This is a genomic window from Nonomuraea sp. NPDC052634 (genome assembly GCF_040678535.1).
Taxonomy (GTDB): Bacteria; Actinomycetota; Actinomycetes; order Streptosporangiales; family Streptosporangiaceae; genus Nonomuraea; species Nonomuraea fastidiosa.
Genome location: NZ_JBFATY010000001.1, coordinates 1,438,621 through 1,456,255 on the forward strand (window position 1 = coordinate 1,438,621; position 17,635 = coordinate 1,456,255).

13 protein-coding genes are annotated in these 17,635 nt (G+C 71.5%); 4 read left to right on the forward strand and 9 right to left on the reverse strand.

Annotated features, from left to right (window positions below; translation table 11 throughout):
- Positions 1 to 198 precede the first annotated feature (198 nt).
- Positions 199 to 1,491 carry an ATP-binding cassette domain-containing protein gene (locus AB0K67_RS06585; RefSeq protein ID WP_364053919.1) on the forward strand — a complete coding sequence of 431 codons (1,293 nt, stop codon included), beginning with the start codon at positions 199 to 201 and terminating at the stop codon, positions 1,489 to 1,491.
- Positions 1,492 to 1,610: 119 nt separating this feature from the next.
- Here AB0K67_RS06585 and AB0K67_RS06590 read toward each other — a convergent pair whose 3' ends face one another.
- The 6 genes from AB0K67_RS06590 to AB0K67_RS06615 form a co-directional block, all read right to left on the reverse strand.
- Positions 1,611 to 2,801 carry a hypothetical protein gene (locus AB0K67_RS06590; protein ID WP_364053922.1) on the reverse strand — a complete coding sequence of 397 codons (1,191 nt, stop codon included), beginning with the start codon at positions 2,799 to 2,801 and terminating at the stop codon, positions 1,611 to 1,613.
- 426 nt (positions 2,802 to 3,227) lie between these two features.
- On the reverse strand, positions 3,228 to 4,544 hold the full coding sequence (locus AB0K67_RS06595) for an acyltransferase (protein ID WP_364053924.1): 1,317 nt from the start codon (positions 4,542 to 4,544) through the stop codon (positions 3,228 to 3,230).
- 345 nt (positions 4,545 to 4,889) lie between these two features.
- A complete protein-coding gene (locus AB0K67_RS06600; RefSeq protein ID WP_364053927.1) occupies positions 4,890 to 6,053 on the reverse strand; it encodes an acyl-CoA dehydrogenase family protein in 1,164 nt (387 codons plus the stop codon).
- 13 nt (positions 6,054 to 6,066) lie between these two features.
- Positions 6,067 to 6,579 carry a MaoC family dehydratase gene (locus tag AB0K67_RS06605; protein ID WP_364053930.1) on the reverse strand — a complete coding sequence of 171 codons (513 nt, stop codon included), beginning with the start codon at positions 6,577 to 6,579 and terminating at the stop codon, positions 6,067 to 6,069.
- A 220-nt stretch (positions 6,580 to 6,799) separates the two neighbouring features.
- On the reverse strand, positions 6,800 to 7,429 hold the full coding sequence (locus tag AB0K67_RS06610; protein ID WP_364053933.1) for an amino acid-binding protein: 630 nt from the start codon (positions 7,427 to 7,429) through the stop codon (positions 6,800 to 6,802).
- A gap of 987 nt (positions 7,430 to 8,416) precedes the next feature.
- On the reverse strand, positions 8,417 to 11,530 hold the full coding sequence (locus AB0K67_RS06615) for a cytochrome P450 (RefSeq protein WP_364053936.1): 3,114 nt from the start codon (positions 11,528 to 11,530) through the stop codon (positions 8,417 to 8,419).
- A 56-nt stretch (positions 11,531 to 11,586) separates the two neighbouring features.
- On the opposite strand from AB0K67_RS06615, the gene AB0K67_RS06620 reads away from it, so the two are divergent.
- The 3 genes from AB0K67_RS06620 to AB0K67_RS06630 all read left to right on the forward strand — a co-directional run bounded on the left by AB0K67_RS06620 (position 11,587) and on the right by AB0K67_RS06630 (position 14,081).
- Positions 11,587 to 12,159, forward strand: coding sequence for a TetR family transcriptional regulator (locus AB0K67_RS06620; protein ID WP_364053939.1), 573 nt, complete (start codon positions 11,587 to 11,589; stop codon positions 12,157 to 12,159).
- A 69-nt stretch (positions 12,160 to 12,228) separates the two neighbouring features.
- Positions 12,229 to 13,389: a thiolase family protein gene (locus tag AB0K67_RS06625; protein WP_364053942.1), complete on the forward strand. Its 1,161-nt coding sequence runs from the start codon at positions 12,229 to 12,231 to the stop codon at positions 13,387 to 13,389.
- Positions 13,386 to 14,081, forward strand: coding sequence for an SDR family oxidoreductase (locus AB0K67_RS06630; RefSeq protein ID WP_364053945.1), 696 nt, complete (start codon positions 13,386 to 13,388; stop codon positions 14,079 to 14,081). Before AB0K67_RS06625 ends, AB0K67_RS06630 begins: the two co-directional genes overlap by 4 nt.
- 102 nt (positions 14,082 to 14,183) lie before the next feature.
- On the opposite strand, the gene AB0K67_RS06635 is transcribed toward AB0K67_RS06630, so the two are convergent.
- From AB0K67_RS06635 to AB0K67_RS06645, 3 genes are all read right to left on the reverse strand, one after another.
- On the reverse strand, positions 14,184 to 14,495 hold the full coding sequence (locus AB0K67_RS06635; protein WP_364053948.1) for a hypothetical protein: 312 nt from the start codon (positions 14,493 to 14,495) through the stop codon (positions 14,184 to 14,186).
- Positions 14,496 to 14,500: 5 nt separating this feature from the next.
- Positions 14,501 to 15,787, reverse strand: coding sequence for a right-handed parallel beta-helix repeat-containing protein (locus AB0K67_RS06640; RefSeq protein WP_364053951.1), 1,287 nt, complete (start codon positions 15,785 to 15,787; stop codon positions 14,501 to 14,503).
- Between the two features lie 63 nt (positions 15,788 to 15,850).
- Positions 15,851 to 17,629 carry a glycoside hydrolase family 13 protein gene (locus AB0K67_RS06645; RefSeq protein WP_364053954.1) on the reverse strand — a complete coding sequence of 593 codons (1,779 nt, stop codon included), beginning with the start codon at positions 17,627 to 17,629 and terminating at the stop codon, positions 15,851 to 15,853.
- Positions 17,630 to 17,635: the final 6 nt, after the last annotated feature.

Consider the following 17,635-nt stretch of genomic DNA (forward strand, 5'->3'; position numbering starts at 1 on the left):
CCTTTCCGCAAGTTTGCGCAACTGCTTCCACGCCCATCAGATTCGGAAATCTAGGCGTTCGGGCCCCCAAAACTCCCGTCCGAAACCCCGACCGAATGAGATTCTTTATGTCAAGGGTGGACATCGAGTGTTAAGGCGCGATGTACTACCTCTTCAATCAGCCCCGTCACAGGTGACACGCGCGCAAGGTGTGGGCCCATGAGCTCGGTCGTTCTCGACAAAGTGTCCAAGGTGTATCCGGGTGGCTATCTCGCAGTCGACCGGCTGAGCCTTCAAGCGCAGGACGGTGAGTTCCTCGTCCTGCTCGGCCCGTCAGGCTGCGGCAAGTCCACTCTGCTCCGCATGATCGCGGGGTTGGAGGACATCACCGAGGGCGACCTATGGCTGGACGGCGAGCTGGCCAACCACTTAGCCCCGCGCGACCGCGACGTGGCGATGGTGTTCCAGAACGGCGCCCTCTACCCCCACAGGACGGTCCGCGGGAACATCGCCTTCCCCTTGGAGATCGCCAAGGCCGACCCCGCGATGGTCCGCGAGCGCGTCACCGAGCTGTCCAAGGCGCTGCACATCGACGAGATGCTCGACCGCCGCCCCGGCACGCTGTCGGGCGGCCAGCGGCAGCGGGTCGCGATGGGGCGGGCCATCGTCCGCCAGCCCAAGCTCTTCCTCATGGACGAGCCGCTGTCGAACCTCGACGCGGGCATGCGCACCGAGCTGCGCATGGAGATCTCGGCGCTGGTCAGGTCGCTCGGCGTCACCACCATCTACGTCACCCACGACCAGGTGGAGGCCCTGACCCTGGCCGACAGGATCGCCATCTTGAACCGCGGGGTCCTCCAGGACGTGGGCACACCGGCCCAGATTTACAACGATCCAGCCACCGCGTTCGTCGCCGCGTTCCTCAACTCGCAGCAGCTGAACCTGCTCGCGGCCACCGTCAGGACGCCGCAGAACCAGTACGTGATGCTGGACTTCGGCACGCACCGGCTCACGATGCCGTGGAGCGATCCGAGGGCGTACGCGGTCTCGCAGCACACCGGCGGGCAGGTGCTCGTCGGGTTGCGGCCCGACGGGCTGGCGCCGGTGCCCGAGTCGTACGAGGGGCCGTCGTTCTTCGGGCGCGTCCGTGCGCTTGAGTACCACGGGCACGAGTGGCTGGCGTACCTGGAGTGCGGAATGCCGGGCGTGCCGGTGCCCGAGCCGCCGGACCCGCGTCAGCGCCGCCGCTCCAACGGCGGCTCCGCGGGCGGCGGCAGGCTGACCGGGCTGGTGCGGCGGCTGCTCTCCCGCGAGGAAGAGGAGTGGCAGGAGCAGGAGCGGGTGGGACAGCACCCGAACGGCAGCGGCGTCCACCGGCGCTCCGACCTGATCGTGCGCCTCGGCGGGCGGCCCATCTGGCGGCAGGGCGACCCGGCCAAGGTCGCCGTGGACCTCTCCCGCATCATGATCTTCACGTTGGACGGCGCCCGCATCGACCCGCCCCGCCGCTGACCGAAGCCTGCACCGCCCCGCCGCTGACCGAAGTCCGGACTGCCCGGCTCGTGGGCCGCGCCCGGGGCCGATCCGGCCCGCCGCCGGAGCGCGCCGCGCCCCGCAGCCGGCGTACGGCGTCACGCGAGGCTCCACCGGGAGCCCTCGGGGGTGTCCTCGACGGCGACGCCGCCCCTGACCAGGGCCGCGCGCAGGGCGTCGGCCACGTCGTACCGGCCGCTCGCGCGCAGCTCGGCCCGCAGTTCCAGCAGCGGCTCCACCAGGGCGGTCAGCTGCTCGGAGCGCCGGCCCGACTCGGCGGCCAGCTCGCCGAGCCGGGCGATCAGCAGCCGCATCAGCTCCCTGGCCTGCTCGACGCCGCCTGCGTCCTCCTCGGTGTCGGCGGCCCACTTGACCATCTCCGCCTCCAGGTCGAGCACCGCCTCCGCGGCCCGCATCGGGTCGCGCCCGGCCACCGCGGCGGCGAACGTCTCCTCGCACGAGCGGATCGACTCCTCCAGCGTCACCTCGGCGGGCGCGGCCTGGTCCTGAGGCGGCGCCAGGACGGGTGAGCCGCCCGCCGTACCGCCCTCGGCCAGGCGGCGCAGCCCGGCCAGGTCCGTACGCGTCCCGGACGGCAGCACCGTCGCCGACCCGGCCCTGCGCACGGTCAGCCCGCCGCGCCCCGCCACCCGCACCTCCTCGCTCGCCAAATCGATGATCAGCGCGGTGTGCTCGTCGATGCCCAGCACGGCGGTGCCCGGCGGCAGCTCGCGCTCCATCCGCGACAGCCGCCGCTCCCCTAGGTAGCAGTAGCGGGTGTCGTGGGTGCCGCCTTCGGCGTTGTCGAAGTGCGGGATCACCACCGCCTGCAGGCCCAGCGGCTCCAGCAGGTCGAGGCCCTCGCGCCAGTGCGGGTCCGCGCCCACCTTGTAGATCTCATAGACCGGTACGGTGGCCAGGCCCGCCGTACAGGCCGCCGCCGAGGCGAGCACCGTCACGCCCTCACGGGCGCGCACCCGGGCGCGCAGGTCGCCCGCCACGCCGGAGGCGGCCCAGCGGTCCAGCGCGTACGTGGGGCTGCCAGGCCCCGAGAACACCCAGTCCGCTCCGGCGATGGACGGCGCCACCTCCACCTCGAGCCCGACGCTGCGGGCGAAGTAGCGGCGGGCGCGAGCGGAGATGTCGGAGCAGTTCTCCTGGAAGGCGTACGGGGTGTCGAGCAGCACGGCCCGCGCCCCCGCGCGCAACGTCCGCGCCGCGGCGCGGTGGACCTCGACCATGGTCGGGCTCGTCTCCCCCGACCCCATCAACACCAGCAAACCGGGCATCACCGTCGGCCACCTCCTCACACGCCATCGATCACAACCCGGCCGCCCGGGCGTTTCAAGACCGACACGGGACATGCCAGTTCAACGCACCTGCACATGATTGGCAGTAAGTTGGTGGCGATGACGGCAGGACACGTGGTCTCAGTTGAGACGCTCATGCTCAGGGTGGACGCCGGCGGCCGCTGGTCGTACCGGACGGCCTCGACGATCCCCCGGCCCGGGGAGAGCCCGGACGAGGCGGCCAGGCGGCTGGGCGGGATCTCCGCCGCCGACCCCGGGACCGTCGTCCATTCCACGAGCTGGCGCTACGAGCCGGACGGCACCGTCGTCCTCACGTACGCCATCTGCCCCGACCCCGAGCCCTGGCTGCCCGCGACCGAGGCGCCGGTGCTGGAGATCGCCCGCGGCAGCACTCCCGCCGCGCCGTCACCCGACCGATTCGCCCTGGTCAACGTCGTCGCTCACGCGGTGCGGCACCTGGCGTTCCTCATGGCGGAGGACCCGGTCGTCGCCGGTGCTCTCGCCCGGCACCCGCACCTCGCCGCCGCCCTGCGGCCCGCCGCGGCACCGGCGTGAGATCCGCCGTCCCAGGTCCTGCATCGGCTTCTCCACGAACCGGTACGTCACCGCGCTCACCGCGATGATCACGACCAGCGCCGCCGCCGTCATCACCAGCTGGTACGCAAGCGGCTCGCCGCGCAGGTCGCCGCTGACCCGCACGAAGTACCGCAGCAGCGGGTGGTGCACCAGATAGAGCGAGTAGCTGATCAGCCCGAACCACACCAGGATCCTGGGCAGCCGCCGCCCCCGCAGCGCCATACCGCCCGCGAACGTGGCCGCCGCCAGCAGGATCGTGGTCAGCCAGACGTCCGCCTGCACCCACCACCAGCCGCTCTCGATCGCCCACACGGGCGCGATCACCACCAGCGCCCCGGTCACCGCCACCGGCCACAGCGGGCCCGTGCCCCGCTCCCACCGGTAGATCGCCGTGCCGGCGAACATCACCGCGAGCACCGCCGTCCCCAGCCATGGCACCCGGCTGCTCAGCAGCAGGCAGGCCACCGCCATCACGCCGAGCGCGCACGCCGAGAACGTGCGCAGGCGGCCCACCAGCACGCCGGTCAGGCCCAGCACGAACACCGCGCACGACACGTACGCCGGCCATCCGCCGCCGAACACCGCGCCGGACGCGACCAGACCCACCAGCACCGCCGCGACCGCGAACACGATCGCCCAGGTCCCGCTGCGCTCATGTCCCCTGGTCAGATACAGCGCCGTGACCACCAGATAGAAGACCATCTCGTACGAGAGCGTCCACATGGTGTCGGCGACCCCGCCGATGCCCACCACGTCGAGCAGCATCGTCGCGTGCGCCGCCACCGCGCTGCCGTCGCGCACCACCGCCTCCCGCACCGGCACCCACCACGACAGCGCCAGCACGACGGCGATGACCGCGAGGTAGAGGGGATAGAGGCGGAAGAAGCGGCTGATCCAGAACGCCCGCACGTCGCCGTGCCGTTCCAGGGACGCCGGGATGATGTAGCCGCTGACCAGGAAGAAGACGAGAATCCCGTAGACGCCGAGACTGAACCAGTAGGGCCGCAGGCTGGGCACGAACCACGGCAGCATGTGCTCGGCCACGACCGCCAGCGCGCCGATCCCCCGCAGGGCGTCCAGCCAGGCGAGGCGGCCGGCGGAGGTGACGGCGGACGGGGACACAGGGGGTGAAGTGGCTGCGGACACCCGCCCCAACCTACCCTTTACCGGCTGAACGATGCGCGGAGGACGGGCGAACAACCCCTCAAGAACGCCCCCACCTGACGGTTGTGCCGCCGCACCTCCACCTGACGGCTGTGCCGCCGCGCCTCCATGCCGCGGGGCCTGATGGCGTGAACGAACCCGGCGAGAACCGCCCCTGTCCCCCGCCGGCGCCCCGCATGCCCGTGCCCGTGGCCGTGTCCGTTCCCATGCCCGTGACCAGGCGCCGGGGCGGGATGTGGCCGGTCGGACGTGGTCTTCCTCGCTCCCCCGCGGCGTGCTCCCGGCCAGCATGAGCAGCGGCGTCGAGCGGCCCGGGGAGCGGCGGGGTCACCAGCCGACCTTGCCCTTGCCCGAGATGAGCGCGCGGGCGATGACCATGCGCTGTACGTCGTTGGTGCCCTCGCCGATCGCCATCAGCGGCGCGTCCCGGTAGAGCCGCTCGACCACGTACTCCTGCGAGTACCCGTACCCGCCGTGGATGCGCATCGACTCCAGCGACGCCTTCAGCGCCACCTCCGACGCGAAGTACTTGGCCATGCCGGCCTCCATGTCCACCCGGCGGCCGCCGTCGGCCTGGGAGGCGGCCCAGTATGTGAGCAGCCGCGCGGCCTGGATCTCCGTGGCCATGTCGGCGAGCTTGAGCTGGATGGCCTGGAAGTCGGAGATGGGCTGGCCGAAGGCGGTGCGCTGGCGGGAGTAGGCGAGCGCGGCGTCGTACGCGGCCTGGGCGACGCCGACGGCGCGGGCGGCGATGTTGATACGGCCGATCTCCAGCCCGCCCAGCACCTGCTGCATGCCGCGTCCCTCGACGCCGCCGAGCAGGCACGAGACGGGCACACGCACCTCGTCGAGTACGACCTCGCAGGTCTCGGTGCCCTTGTAGCCGAGCTTGGGCAGGTCGCGGCTGACGCTGAAGCCCTTCAGGTCGGGGTCGACGAGCAGCACCGACATGCCCTTGTGCGCGGGCTCCTCGATCGAGGTCTTGACCAGGACGGGCAGCGGGTCGGCGTGGCGGGCGTTGGTGATCCAGGTCTTGGTGCCGGTGACGACGTAGTGGTCGCCGTCGCGTACCGCGCGGGTCTGGATGCCCTGCAGGTCGGTGCCGGCGCCGGGCTCGGTCAGCGCGATGGCGGTGCGCCGTGCGCCGGTGGCGAGGTCGGGCAGGTGGCGGCGCTTCTGCTCGTCGGTGCCGTGGCGGGCGATCATCCAGCAGGCCAGCGAGTGGGAGCCGATGGTGCCGGCCACGCCCATCCACCCGCGCGCGATCTCCTCGAAGACGAGTGCGAACGTGACCATGTCGGCCCCGAGACCGCCGTACTCCTCGGGCACCGACAGTCCGAACAGCCCCATCTGCTTCATCTTGTCGATGATCTCGGCCGGGTAGCGCCCGGAGTGCTCCCACTCGATCGCGACCGGCATGATCTCCTTGTCCACGAACGCGCGCAGGGTCTCGCGGAACGCCTTCTGCTCGTCGGTCAGCTCGAAGTCCATGCGGGTCGCCTCCTCAGAGCGGGCCGGTCTTGGCCTGGGGGAAGTAGCCCTTGTCGTGCGGGGCGTCGCGCTTGTACACCATGACCGTGCGGGTCCACGACATGACCTCGTCGCCGTCCTGGTTGAGCCCGCGCGTGTAGGCGGTGACGATCCCCGCGTACGGGCGCGACTTCGACTCCCGCTTGGCGGTCACCTTCGACTCGGCGTAGAGGGTGTCGCCGACGAACACCGGGTGGGTGAGCTTGATGTCGGTCCAGCCCAGGTTCATGATCGCGGTCTGGCTGATGTCGATGACGGACAGGCCGAGCACGATCGCCACGGTCAGCCCCGAGTTCACGATGATCTTCCCGGTGGGGGCCTTGGCGGCGAAGTGGGCGTTGAAGTGGTTCTGGTTCGTGTTCATCGTCAGGAGCGTGAACCAGGTGTTGTCCGCCTCGCTGATCGTGCGGCCCATGGGGTGCTGGTAGACGTCCCCGACGGTGAAGTCCTCGTAGTAGCGGCCGATGGCGGGCTGGTGGACGGTCAAGGGCGGCTCCTCGGCAGCTGTGCACACCGTCGGAACGCCCACGTTAGTGACCAGATCAATGTTCGGTCAATGATCCGCGCCGGGCCGCGCGCATCCCGAGCCATGGTCCGCATCGGGCCGCGCGACGTCCCGAGCCATGGTCCGTATCAGGCCGCGCGCGCCCCGAGTCATGGTCCGCGTTTGGCCGCGGGCGTCTCGCGCTGGGCCGCGGGGCCGCCGGTCAGGCGCGGGCGGCCGGCTTTTGCGGGTCGGCGCGAGCGGCCAGCTTCGACACCACGTCCACGATGCGCGACACGCGCTCGACCTCGGCGCGGTGGAAGTGGGGGCCGTCGGACCGCGCCACCACCAGGTGCATCCCGGCGGCGGCGACCGGCAGCAGGAGCAGGCGCAGCTTCTCGGCGTCCATGGTGACCGGCCGCGGCGGCGGCTCCGGCAGCTCGAACGAGGCGGGCGCGGCCAGCGAGGCGTGCCGTACGACGCCGTCGGCCACCGCCAGCGACCACTCGGCCCCGCACAGCCCGGGCAGCGCGTCCACGAGCGTGGCGAAACCCCTGGCGGGCTCGCTGGCGACGTGCATGAGCAGGTCGTAGTCAGGGGCCGAGCCGGGCACCTCCTTGGTCGGCCACACCCCCTCGACCCGTACGCCGGGCAGGGCGGAGAGCCGCTCGCGCGCCTCGGAGGCGGTCACCGGCGCCGGCCAGGAGACGGTGAAGTCGTCCACCGCCCGCCCGGCCTCGCGTTCGAGCACGGTGACCTGCAGGATGTCGGCACCCAGGGTGCCCAGCGCCTTGGCCACCTGGCCGAGACCGCCGGGCCTGTCGGGCAGCGACACCCTCAGACGCAGCAGCATGTCCGCCCCCTTTCCGCAGAGGCTCTCACATTGCCGTGGAAAGGTTTCGAGCATGTTCCACGGATATGTCGTACATGCTGCGGTTATTTCCAACATTGCTGTGTTAAGTCCGGATTGTCGATAAAGGGAGCGTCCGCCAAGACGCATCACCCGACAAAGCACAGCTCACCGCGACACAAGCCCGCCACACGCAGCACGCCACGCACGAGCCCGCCACCCGCACCACACAGGCTCGCCACCCGCACCACACAGGTTCGCCATGCGCCGCACGCAGGCTGACCACGCGCAGCCCTCCGCTCGCCACACGGCAACCCACCGCCACAGACCACCAGGCACAGCCCGCCGACGCATTCCCGTCGCTCGCCGGCACCTAATCCCGCCGCCACAGCCCGCCAGGCGCAGCGTGCCGGTCGCCGCACCTAAGCCAGCCAAGCAGGCCTGCCGCGCGTACCTCGCACTGGCAGCCCGCCGCGCCCAAGCGCACCGCGCTTTGCACGGCGAGCTTTGTGCGGCGCGCCCTGGACAGTGGGCTTATGCACGGCGAGCCTGTACTTGGCGGGGGTTGCACACGGCGATCGCGCACGTCGCGGGGGTCGCACACGGCGATCCCGTACGGTGCAGGGGGTGCGCACGGCGATCCCGCGCGTCGCGGACGTAGCACACGGCGATCCCGCGTACGGCGCCCCTGTACAGGGCGGGGGTCGTGTGCGGCGCCCTGGGCGGGGGCGGGGGTTGTGTACGGCGCACCTGGGTGGGGCAGAGGGTGCGTGCGGCGGGCCTGGACGGCCGGCTTGCACGGGTGACGCCGCACAAGGCGACGCTTACACGGACTGCGCTGCACAAGGCGGCGCTGCACACGGGGGCGCTGCACACGGGGGCGCTGGCACGGCGGACCTGGCACGGCGGCGCCGCGCACAGACGCTCCGCGCAAAGACGCGCCGCGCACAGAGGCGCCGCGCACAGAGGCGCCGCCGGAGCGGGTCGGCGTCAGGCGAAGACATCCTGCTGATAGCGACCCTGGGCCTCCAGCTCCGCCAGCCAGGCAGTGCCGTCCTCGCCGGTCTTGTCCCGGTGGATGTCGAGCAGGGCCTGCCGGACCGCCGGGGCCATGCGCAGGCCGTCGCCGCAGACGTACACGTGGGCTCCCTGCTCCAGCAGCTCCCACACCTCGTCGGCGTGCGCCGCCACGGCGTCCTGGACGAACCGGTACGGATGCCCGGCGACCGCCGAGTACGCCCGGTGCACGTTCACCTCGTCGGCCCGCTCCCAGGCGGCCAGCTCGTCACCGTACAGCAGGTCGTGCTCGGGGTGCCGGCAGCCGGTGAAGACCTCGGCGCGCCCGCGGGCCCCGGTGAGCGCCCGCTCCTCCAGGAAGCCGCGCAGCGGCGCGAACCCGGTGCCGGGGCCGACGAGGATGACCGGCGTGGCGGGGTCGGCGGGCAGGCGGAAGGGCGGCGCGGGCACACGTACGTAGCCGTAGAAGACGTCGCCCTCCTTCAGCCCGGCCAGGTACGCCGAGCACATGCCCTGGTAGGTGCCGTTGCCGGACCAGGCGGGGCCCTCGACGAGGCCGACGGTGAGCCGGACGAGATCAGGGTCGGCGAGCGGTGAGGAGGAGACGGAGTAGTAGCGCGGCTTGATGGGCCCGGCCATCTCCAGGAACACCGGCAGCGGCAGCTCGATGGCGGGGAAGCGGTCGAGCAGCGCGAGCGGCGAGATGCGCTTGGCGAGGATCTCGTCGGCGTAGGAGGAGGTGAGCTCGGCGAGCTGCCGCTTGGTCCACGGGCACTCGGTGTGCGCGGCGAGCGCCTCCAGGTCGGACCTGGTGGCGACCTCCTGCAGCTCGGCGAACTCGGTCAGCAGCAGCCCGGCGGTGACCGGCGTGCCGACGGGCAGGTGGGTGGCGCCGTCGGCGTGCAGCCGGACGACCTGCTCGCGCGGCACCCGCAGGCAGCGCAGCGCCCACTCGACCAGCTCGGGGTCGTTCTTGGCGAAGACCGCGATGTGGTCGCCCGCCGTGTAGGTGACGCCTTCGGGCAACCTGGCCACGATGGAGCGCACACCGGGGCGCGGCGCCTCGACGGAGAAGTCCCACAGTTCTTCGGGGTCGCCGGTCAGCTCCTCGTTGGCGACCACCGTGAACGGCACGGCGCGTTCCGACACCACCGACGGCCTGACCTCGGTCTCGGGGAGCACCTCCATCCGGTAGCGAGGCCCTGCGCCGCCCGCGTCGGCGGCGTACTCCTCGGCGAGGGCCGCCCACAGGCGGGCGGTCCAGGCGGTGACGTCGCCGTCGAAGTCGCCGTCGGTGTCGGCCTCGCCCCGCTCGACGATCGGCACGGCCCCGGCGGCGGTGAGCTTGTCGTACGCGCGCCGCGGGAAGTCCTGGTACGTCGGCCACTGCGTGTTGCCGCAGCCCAGCACGGCCAGGCGCACCCCCGACAGGTCGGGCAGGCTCTCCAGGGCGTCGAAGCGCTGGGCGTTGTCGGGCGCCTTGCCGTTGTAGGAGGAGGCGACCACGATCAGCAGGCCTTCGCTCGGCGGGGTGAGTTCGTCGAGCGTGGTGAGGGTGACCGCGAAGCCGGCCCGCCCGGCCCGCTCGGCCAGCCGCTCGGCGATGTCGGCGCTGGTGCCGAGGTTGGAGCCGTAGGCGACGGTGAGCGGCACCCCGGTCACCGTGACGTCCTGCCGCTCGCTCTCCTGCGCGGTCGGCTCGGCGGGCACGGCGCGCTCATGCGGCCGTCGTTCGCGGACCCGCAGCGTGAAGCCGTCGGGCTTGAAGGTGAGCGTCTGCTTGAGCTTCATCCGGTACGCGGAGGGGTCGGACAGCGCGAAGCGGCGCAGGATCATCGCGAGCGCGAGCCGGGCCTCGGTGAGCGCGAACTGGCGGCCGATGCAGGCGCGCTCGCCGTTGCCGAACGGCTTGTACGCGGCGGGGTGGTGGTGCTTTCTGTTCTCCGGCAGCCAGCGGTCGATGTCGAACTCGTCGGGCCGCTCCCACGCCTTGGGGTGGCGGTGCAGCAGCGGCAGCAGCACGCCGACGCCCTGGCCCTCGGGGATGAGGTAGTCGCCGATCATGGTCTCGCGGATGGCGCTGACGTTGAAGAGCGGGATGGGCGACCAGAACCGCAGCGTCTCCTCCAGGACGCGGGGGATGACGTCCAGCTTCATGATCGTCTCGTACGTGGGCGGCTCGTCGCCGGGCAGCAGCCGGTCCACCTCGTCGTAGGCGCGGGCCAGGGTGTGCGGCTCGCGCAGCAGGTTGTACAGGGCGAACGAGAGCAGCCCGCTGGTGGTCTCGTGGCCGGCGATGAGGAAGGTGAGCACCTGGTTGCGGATGTTCTCGTCCGACAGCCGGGCGCCGGTCTGCGGGTCGGCGGCCTCCATCATGAGCCCGAGCAGGTCCTTGGCGGACTCGCCGCCGCCCTCCGCCCTGCGCTGCTTGATCACGTCGTCCACCAGCGACTGCATGGTGGCGATGTCGCGCCGGTAGGAGCGCTCGTGCGACTTCTTGAGCCTGGTCACGATCGGGAGCTGCTGGTTGCGCAGCATCGCCTCGGTCAGCGCGCCGCCCATCGCGGTCAGGAACGGGTGCAGCTCGGGCGAGTCGAAGGAGCGGAAGCGGTAGCCGAAGCCGGTGAGCGAGATCGTGTCGAGGGTGAGCCTGGTCGTGTCGTCGGTGACCCGCAGGTCCTGCCCCTGGCGGGCGGCCCACGAGGCGACGAGCTGCTCGGCGATCTCCAGCATCTGCGGGTAGTACGCCTTCATCGAGCGCTGGCTGAAGGCGGGCATGAGGATGCGGTGGGCGTGGCCCCAGACCGGCTCGTCGGAGTCGGCGGTGAACAGCCCGTCGCCGCCGAAGTCGCGCACGATCGTCAGCGGCGGCCTGATGCGCTTGACGAAGCGGCTCTCGTCGCACACCTCGGCCACGAGGTCGGGGTCGTAGACCATCACGATCCGGCGGCCGGCGACCTCGAACTGGACGATGCCCTCGTCGTACTGCGAGGCCACCTTCATGAAGTGCTCGACCGGGGCGTGCGAGGGGATCTGCAAGGTGTTGCCGACGATCGGCAGGCCCTTAGGGGCGGGAATCCGCGCCATGGGTTTGCTCCCTTCCATTAGCCATACACCGTATGGCTGACGCTACCATACGGCGTATGGCTGTGAGCGCGCGCAGAGGCACACCCCTGACCATCGAAGAGATCTGCACCACGGCACTGCGCCTGGTGGAAGAGGGCGGCGTGGAGGCGCTGTCCATGCGCAAGCTGGCGGCCGAGCTACGAGTCAACCCGATGTCGCTCTACCACCACGTGGAGAACAAAGAGGCGCTGATCAAGATCCTCTGCACCACCGCCGACCAGCGCATCAAGCTGCCCGCCGACGACGGCTCACCCTGGCAGGACCAGCTCAGGCGGCTCGCGATCGCCTATCACGAGCACACCCGCACCCACTCGAATCTGTGGGCCTACCTCCACCAGCACCCCGAGATCATCTCCGACCGCAAGCACGCGCTCTGGCAGGCGCTCTACCGCATCCTGCGCCTTGCCGGAGTGCCGGAGTCCGAGCTGCGGCGCACCAGCGACGTGCTGCACGCGTTCGTCACGGGCTTCGTCATGGCCGAGACGCAGGGCCACCTGCCCGACGACCCCGAGGAGATCGAGCGCGACTTCGACACCGCGATCCGGCTGATCATCCACGGCCTGGCGAATTTCTCCTCGCCGACCTCGTAGGAGTTGCGTTGGATTTTCCAACTCACTTATGGTGGGTTGGAAAATCCAACCTACGAGGAAGGGTCCGCGATGCGTGACGCCGTCATCGTGCAGGCCGTACGCACCCCCATCGGCAAGGGAAAACCCGGCGGCGCCCTGTCCGGCGTGCACCCGGTCGATCTGCTCGCCCACGCGCTGAAAGCGCTCGTCGAGCGCAGCGGCATCGACCCGTCCGAGGTGGACGACGTCATCGGCGGCTGCGTCGACCAGGTGGCCGAGCAGGCCATGAACACCACCCGCTACGCCTGGCTGGCGGCCGGCTTCCCCGACTCCGTGCCGGCCGTCACCGTGGACCGGCAGTGCGGCTCGTCGCAGCAGGCCGTGCACTTCGCCGCCCAGGGCGTCATGTCGGGCGCGTACGACCTGGTCATCGCGTGCGGCGTGGAGTCGATGAGCCGCGTGCCCATGTGGTCGAACGTGCCGCCGGGCACCGACCCGTTCGGGCCCGGCCTGGCCGCCCGCTACCCCGACGGCCTGGTGCCGCAGGGCATCAGCGCCGAGCTGATCGCCGCCAAGTGGTCGCTCAGCCACGAGCGGCTCGACGCGTTCTCCGCGCAGTCGCACGCCAAGGCCGCCGCGGCCGACTTCAGCGCCGAGATGGCGCCGCTCGCCGGGCTCGACAGGGACGAGTCGGTACGTCCGACCACTACGCCCGAGATCCTCGCCGGGCTCAAGCCGGCCTTCGCCGACCCCGGCTACGCCGAGCGGTTCCCCCAGATCGACTGGTCGGTCACCGCCGGCAACTCCAGCCCCATCAACGACGGCGCCGCGGCGGTGCTGATCACCACGTCGGAGACCGCGGCCCGCCTCGGCCTGCGGCCCCTGGCCAGGCTGCACAGCTTCGCCGTCACCGGCTCCGACCCGCTGCTCATGCTCACCGGCGTGATCCCGGCCACCGAGAAGGTGCTGCGCAAAGCCGGGCTGAGCCTCGCCGACATCGACCTCTTCGAGGTCAACGAGGCGTTCGCCAGCGTCGTGCTGGCCTGGCAGCAGGAGACCGGAGCCGACCCGGGCAAGGTGAACGTCAAGGGCGGCGCCATCGCCCTCGGTCACCCTCTGGGCGCCAGCGGCGCCCGCATCACCACCACCCTCGTCCACGCCCTGCACGAGCGTGGCGCCCGTTACGGCCTGCAGACCATGTGCGAGGCCGGCGGCCTGGCCAACGCCCTCATCCTGGAGCGAATCTCGTGAAGATCACCGACAGCGTCGCGCTCGTCACCGGCGCCAACCGCGGCCTCGGGGCCGCCTTCGCCCGCGCCCTCCTCGAGCGCGGCGCGGCGAAGGTCTACGCCGCCGCCAGAGACCCCGAGACGATCACCGACCCGGCACTCACCCCGATCGCGCTCGACGTGACCGACCCGGCCGCCGTGGCCGCAGCCGCCGAGCAGTGCGGTGACGTCACCCTGCTGATCAACAACGCGGGGATCTCGCGCGGCCCCGCGGCCGACCTGGACGGTGCCAGGGCCGAAATGGAGGTGAACTACTTCGGCACGCTGGCCATGAGCCGCGCCTTCGCGCCCGTCCTGGGCCGCAACGGCGGCGGCGCGCTGGTGAACATCCTGTCGGTGCTGTCGTGGATCACCTTCCCCCGCGTCACCACGTACGCGGCGTCGAAGGCGGCGGCCTGGTCGCTGACCAACGCGCTGCGGCTCGAACTGCTCGAACAGGGCACGCAGGTGGTGGGCGTGCACGCCGGCTACATCGACACCGACATGGTCGCCGGCCTCACCGAGCCGAAGATCTCCCCCGAGACGGCGGTCGCGGCGGCGCTGGACGGGCTGGAGTCGGGGGCGTACGAGGTGCTGGCCGACGACGTCAGCAAGCAGGCCAGGTCCGGTCTGTCCGCCGGCCTCGACGTGCTCTATCCGGCCCTCGCCGAGTAAGCCGGGCAGGAAAGCGGGGGTCGCCGCTCTGAGTGGCCCGCGGCGTCGGAGGCGGGGGGCCGTTTCAGGCCGGCGGGCGGCGCCGCGGGCACCGGTTGCAGGTCAGCCGGCGGCGTCCCAGACCGCTTCGAACGCCTCAGGGGTGATCTCGGCCAGCTCCCAGATCTCCAGCGGCTGGTCGGCGAGGAACCCCTGGTCGTCCTGGAGGCGGCGCCACCAGTAGCGGCGGGCGGCCCGGTCGGCGCCCACCTCCACCTGGCGTACGGCCCAGTGCTCGCCGTCGCCTTCGACGCTCTCGAAGAGCCAGGCCCGCCCGCCGGCGTCCCCCAGGTGCCAGTAGCGCCTGGGGGCGTCGGACTCGGCGAGCCTGCGCACCAGCTCCCGGCGCGCCGCGAGGTGCTCGGAATCCAGCATCGCGTTCAGTGCTGGTAGGCACCCGCGTCGGGCGCGGACGTGAGGAGCTTGCCGGCGGCGTCCTTGCGGATCGCCTTGCCGCCGTACCATTTGGAGCTCAGCTTCACGCCACGGCCGATCGCCGGGGAGCCGGGACGCAGCCGCAGGTCCGTGCGGGAGACGAACTGCGGATCGGCCATCACCGTCTTCGGCCCCGGCTTGAACCTGGCCGTACGCCCCTTGTAGACGCCGCCGGCTTCGTCGGCGCCCTTGCCGTCGGCGAAGCCGGCCTCGCCGCCGACGTGGATCACGTTGTTGCGCAGCTTCAGGATCGACGGCGAGCACCCGTCGTGGCAGGACCAGCCGATGGTGTCACGAGCCGGCAGGTAGACGGAGTTGTGCACCGCGATCGTGCCCTTGACCGGGCCGACGATGTGACGCGGGCCTCGGGTGATGAGGAACGAGCCGCGGCTGCGCTTGGAGGTGACCACGTTGAAGGCGAACACGTTGCCGGTCGCGGTCTTGCCCTTCTTCGCGCCGAGCTCGGTGAACGTGTCGTTGTCGCGGGCGATGTTGTGGGTGACGACGTTGCGGTCGCCGTTGAAGATCTCGACGGCGGCGCCGTCGGTGCCGTAGTCCTTGCTCTTGGCGTAGCTGCCGGTGATGGTGTTGCCGGTCACGAGGTTGTCGTCGCCGTTGAGCAGCACGCCGAACGCGCCCGAGTCGTTGTCGCCGCCCGAGTCGTTGACGCTCATCCGGTTGTTGTCGGTCAGCACGCTGTCGCGGATGGTGTTGTGCGAGCCGGACGGCGCGACCATCACACCGGCGATGTTCCGGTCGGCCTTCACCCCGGACAGCTCGATGCGGCGGCCGTCGAGCCGGAAGCCGGCCCAGCGGCAGCCGGAGGCGCGCAGCCCGCTGATGCGCCAGTAGTCGCCCTTGACGATCACGCAGTCGTCCTCGGTGCCGCCGATCTTGGCGAGCGGGCCCTTTCCGTAGGCGCGCACGACGATGGGCTTGGCGGCGGTGCCGTCGGCCTCAAGGGTGAGCGGGCCGGTGAAGGTGCTGCCGCGCTTGACGGCGATCGTGTCGCCCGGCTTGAGCTCGGCGGCGTTGACGTTCGCCAGCGTCTTCCACGCGGTGCGCTCGCTCGTGCCGTCGGCGGAGTCGTCACCGGCACGGGAGTCGACGTAATAGGTGGTGCCCGCCTTCGCGCTCGCGGTCGATGGCGCGGACCGCGTGGACTCCGTCGCGGCGGCGGCAGGAACGGCGGGCAGGAGCGAAGCAATGACGGCTACAGACACCAACCTCATACGTGGCACACCACTATCGAGATGAGAAGGTACGGAGAATCAACGGGTGCCACCGTAGCGTGATCAACGTCTCAGGCGCCACATACTCACCAAAGGTCCGTCGCCTGGTATGACGTCTGCGTCGGCCGCCTGGTACAGGCCGGTGGCGTGCTCGCCGAGCGGGATCGGCGCGCCGGGCGCCCGACGCGCGCACACCACGATCGTCTCCTCGTACGTCTCCCGCGCGAACACCAGGCAGTCGGCGTCGGCGTGCAGCCAGCGCAGGCCGCCGTGCCGCAGGGCGGGCTCGGCCCTGCGCAGGCCGAAGAGCTCGCGGTAGCCGGCCAGCGTCGCGAGGTCCTGGTCGGCCGGGCGGTTCCAGGGCATGGGGGTGCGCGAGTGCTCGCCGTTGACGCCGGTCAGGCCGAACTCGCTGCCCGCGAAGATCATCGGCGTGCCGGGCAGCGTGGCCTGCAGGCCGGCCGCGACGAGGTGGCGCTCGCGCGAGCCGGTCACGGTGCGCACGCGGGGCGAGTCGTGGGAGTCGAGCAGCTGCCAGGAGTGCACGTACGAGCGCCACGACATGTGGGCGGCGAACTGCCGGAACGTGGCCACCGTGGCGGGGCCGTCGCGCTCGGGGATGCCGCCCGGCGTGCCGAGGAAGTGCTCCAGGTCCACCTGGGGGCCGCGCAGGAAGGCCCAGACGGGGCGGGTGAAGCCGCCGTAGTTCATGGTGCCGTGCCAGCCGCCGCGGTCGAGGTCGGCCGATGCGTCGTGGTTGTGCTCGGCGATGAGCGCGGCGTCGGGGCCGACCTCGGCGCGCAGCATGGCGGCGACCTCGTGCGCGTAGTCGTCGGCGGCCAGGCGGCCGGTCATGTTGGCGACGTCCACCCGCCAGCCGTCGAGCGGGCCGAGCCAGCGCTTCAGCACCGCGGTCATGCGCTCGCGCACCAGCTCGCTGCCCCAGTTGAACTTGGGCAGCGACTTGAAGCCCCACCAGGACTCGTAGTCGCCGGTCGCGGAGTCGAAGTAGAACATCTCCCGCTCGGGGGCGTGCACGTCGGAGACGGCGGTGGTGAACCACTCGTGGGCGTCGCCGCAGTGGTTGGTGGTGATGTCGCCGATGAGCCGCATGCCGCGCGCGTGCAGCGCGTCCGACAGCCGGTGCAGCGCGGCGTCGCCGCCGAGCAGCGGGTCGACGTGCTCGAAGGTCGAGGCGTCGTAGCGGTGGTTGGAGCGGGCGGGGAAGAACGGCGTGAGGTAGACGGTGTCGGCGCCGAGTGCGCTCACGTGGTCGAGCCTGCGGGTGATGCCGTCGAGGTCGCCGCCGTAGAACTGGGTGGAGGTGCCGGGGCCGCTGGGGATGACGGGGTCGCGGTCCCAGTCGCGGGGCAGCGCCCACGCCGGCGTCTCGGGCATGGGGCCCGAGCGGTCGAACCGGTCGGGGAAGATCTGGTAGACGATCGCGTCGGCCAGCCACGACGGCGGCGGCTCGTGGCAGATGAGCCGGAAGTCGGTGGCGTCGGTGACGTCGTGCGCGGCCAGGCCCGCCGCGGTCAGCCACCGCTGCCCGGCGCGGGTGCGCAGCAGGAAGCGGTAGCGGGTGACGGGGTTGACCGCGGTGATCTCGGCCCGCCACCACACGTCGGTCCTGCCGTAGCCGCCCGCGCCCTGGCGTGTCTCGTCGACGCGGGCTTCGGCGTAGCGGGGCTCGCCGTCGTGCACGGCGCGCACGTGCACGCCGGTCACCCCGGCGGCCAGCGGGGCGCGCAGCCAGAGCGTGACCCGCGCGCCCAGCTCGGGCCGCTGGTCGGAGACGTACAGGGCGGAGCCGTCGTGATGAGGTTCCCCGAGGTAACGCACTGTGCC

What these genes read in the sequence shown, in the direction of transcription:
- AB0K67_RS06640 (WP_364053951.1), bottom strand. Translation starts at nt 15,787, where the DNA reads ATGAGGTTGGTGTCTGTAGCCGTCATTGCTTCGCTCCTGCCCGCCGTT.
- AB0K67_RS06600 (WP_364053927.1), bottom strand. Translation starts at nt 6,053, where the DNA reads ATGGACTTCGAGCTGACCGACGAGCAGAAGGCGTTCCGCGAGACCCTG.
- AB0K67_RS06615 (WP_364053936.1), bottom strand. Translation starts at nt 11,530, where the DNA reads ATGGCGCGGATTCCCGCCCCTAAGGGCCTGCCGATCGTCGGCAACACC.
- AB0K67_RS06625 (WP_364053942.1), top strand. Translation starts at nt 12,229, where the DNA reads ATGCGTGACGCCGTCATCGTGCAGGCCGTACGCACCCCCATCGGCAAG.
- AB0K67_RS06610 (WP_364053933.1), bottom strand. Translation starts at nt 7,429, where the DNA reads ATGCTGCTGCGTCTGAGGGTGTCGCTGCCCGACAGGCCCGGCGGTCTC.
- AB0K67_RS06620 (WP_364053939.1), top strand. Translation starts at nt 11,587, where the DNA reads ATGGCTGTGAGCGCGCGCAGAGGCACACCCCTGACCATCGAAGAGATC.
- AB0K67_RS06590 (WP_364053922.1), bottom strand. Translation starts at nt 2,801, where the DNA reads ATGCCCGGTTTGCTGGTGTTGATGGGGTCGGGGGAGACGAGCCCGACC.
- AB0K67_RS06635 (WP_364053948.1), bottom strand. Translation starts at nt 14,495, where the DNA reads ATGCTGGATTCCGAGCACCTCGCGGCGCGCCGGGAGCTGGTGCGCAGG.
- AB0K67_RS06585 (WP_364053919.1), top strand. Translation starts at nt 199, where the DNA reads ATGAGCTCGGTCGTTCTCGACAAAGTGTCCAAGGTGTATCCGGGTGGC.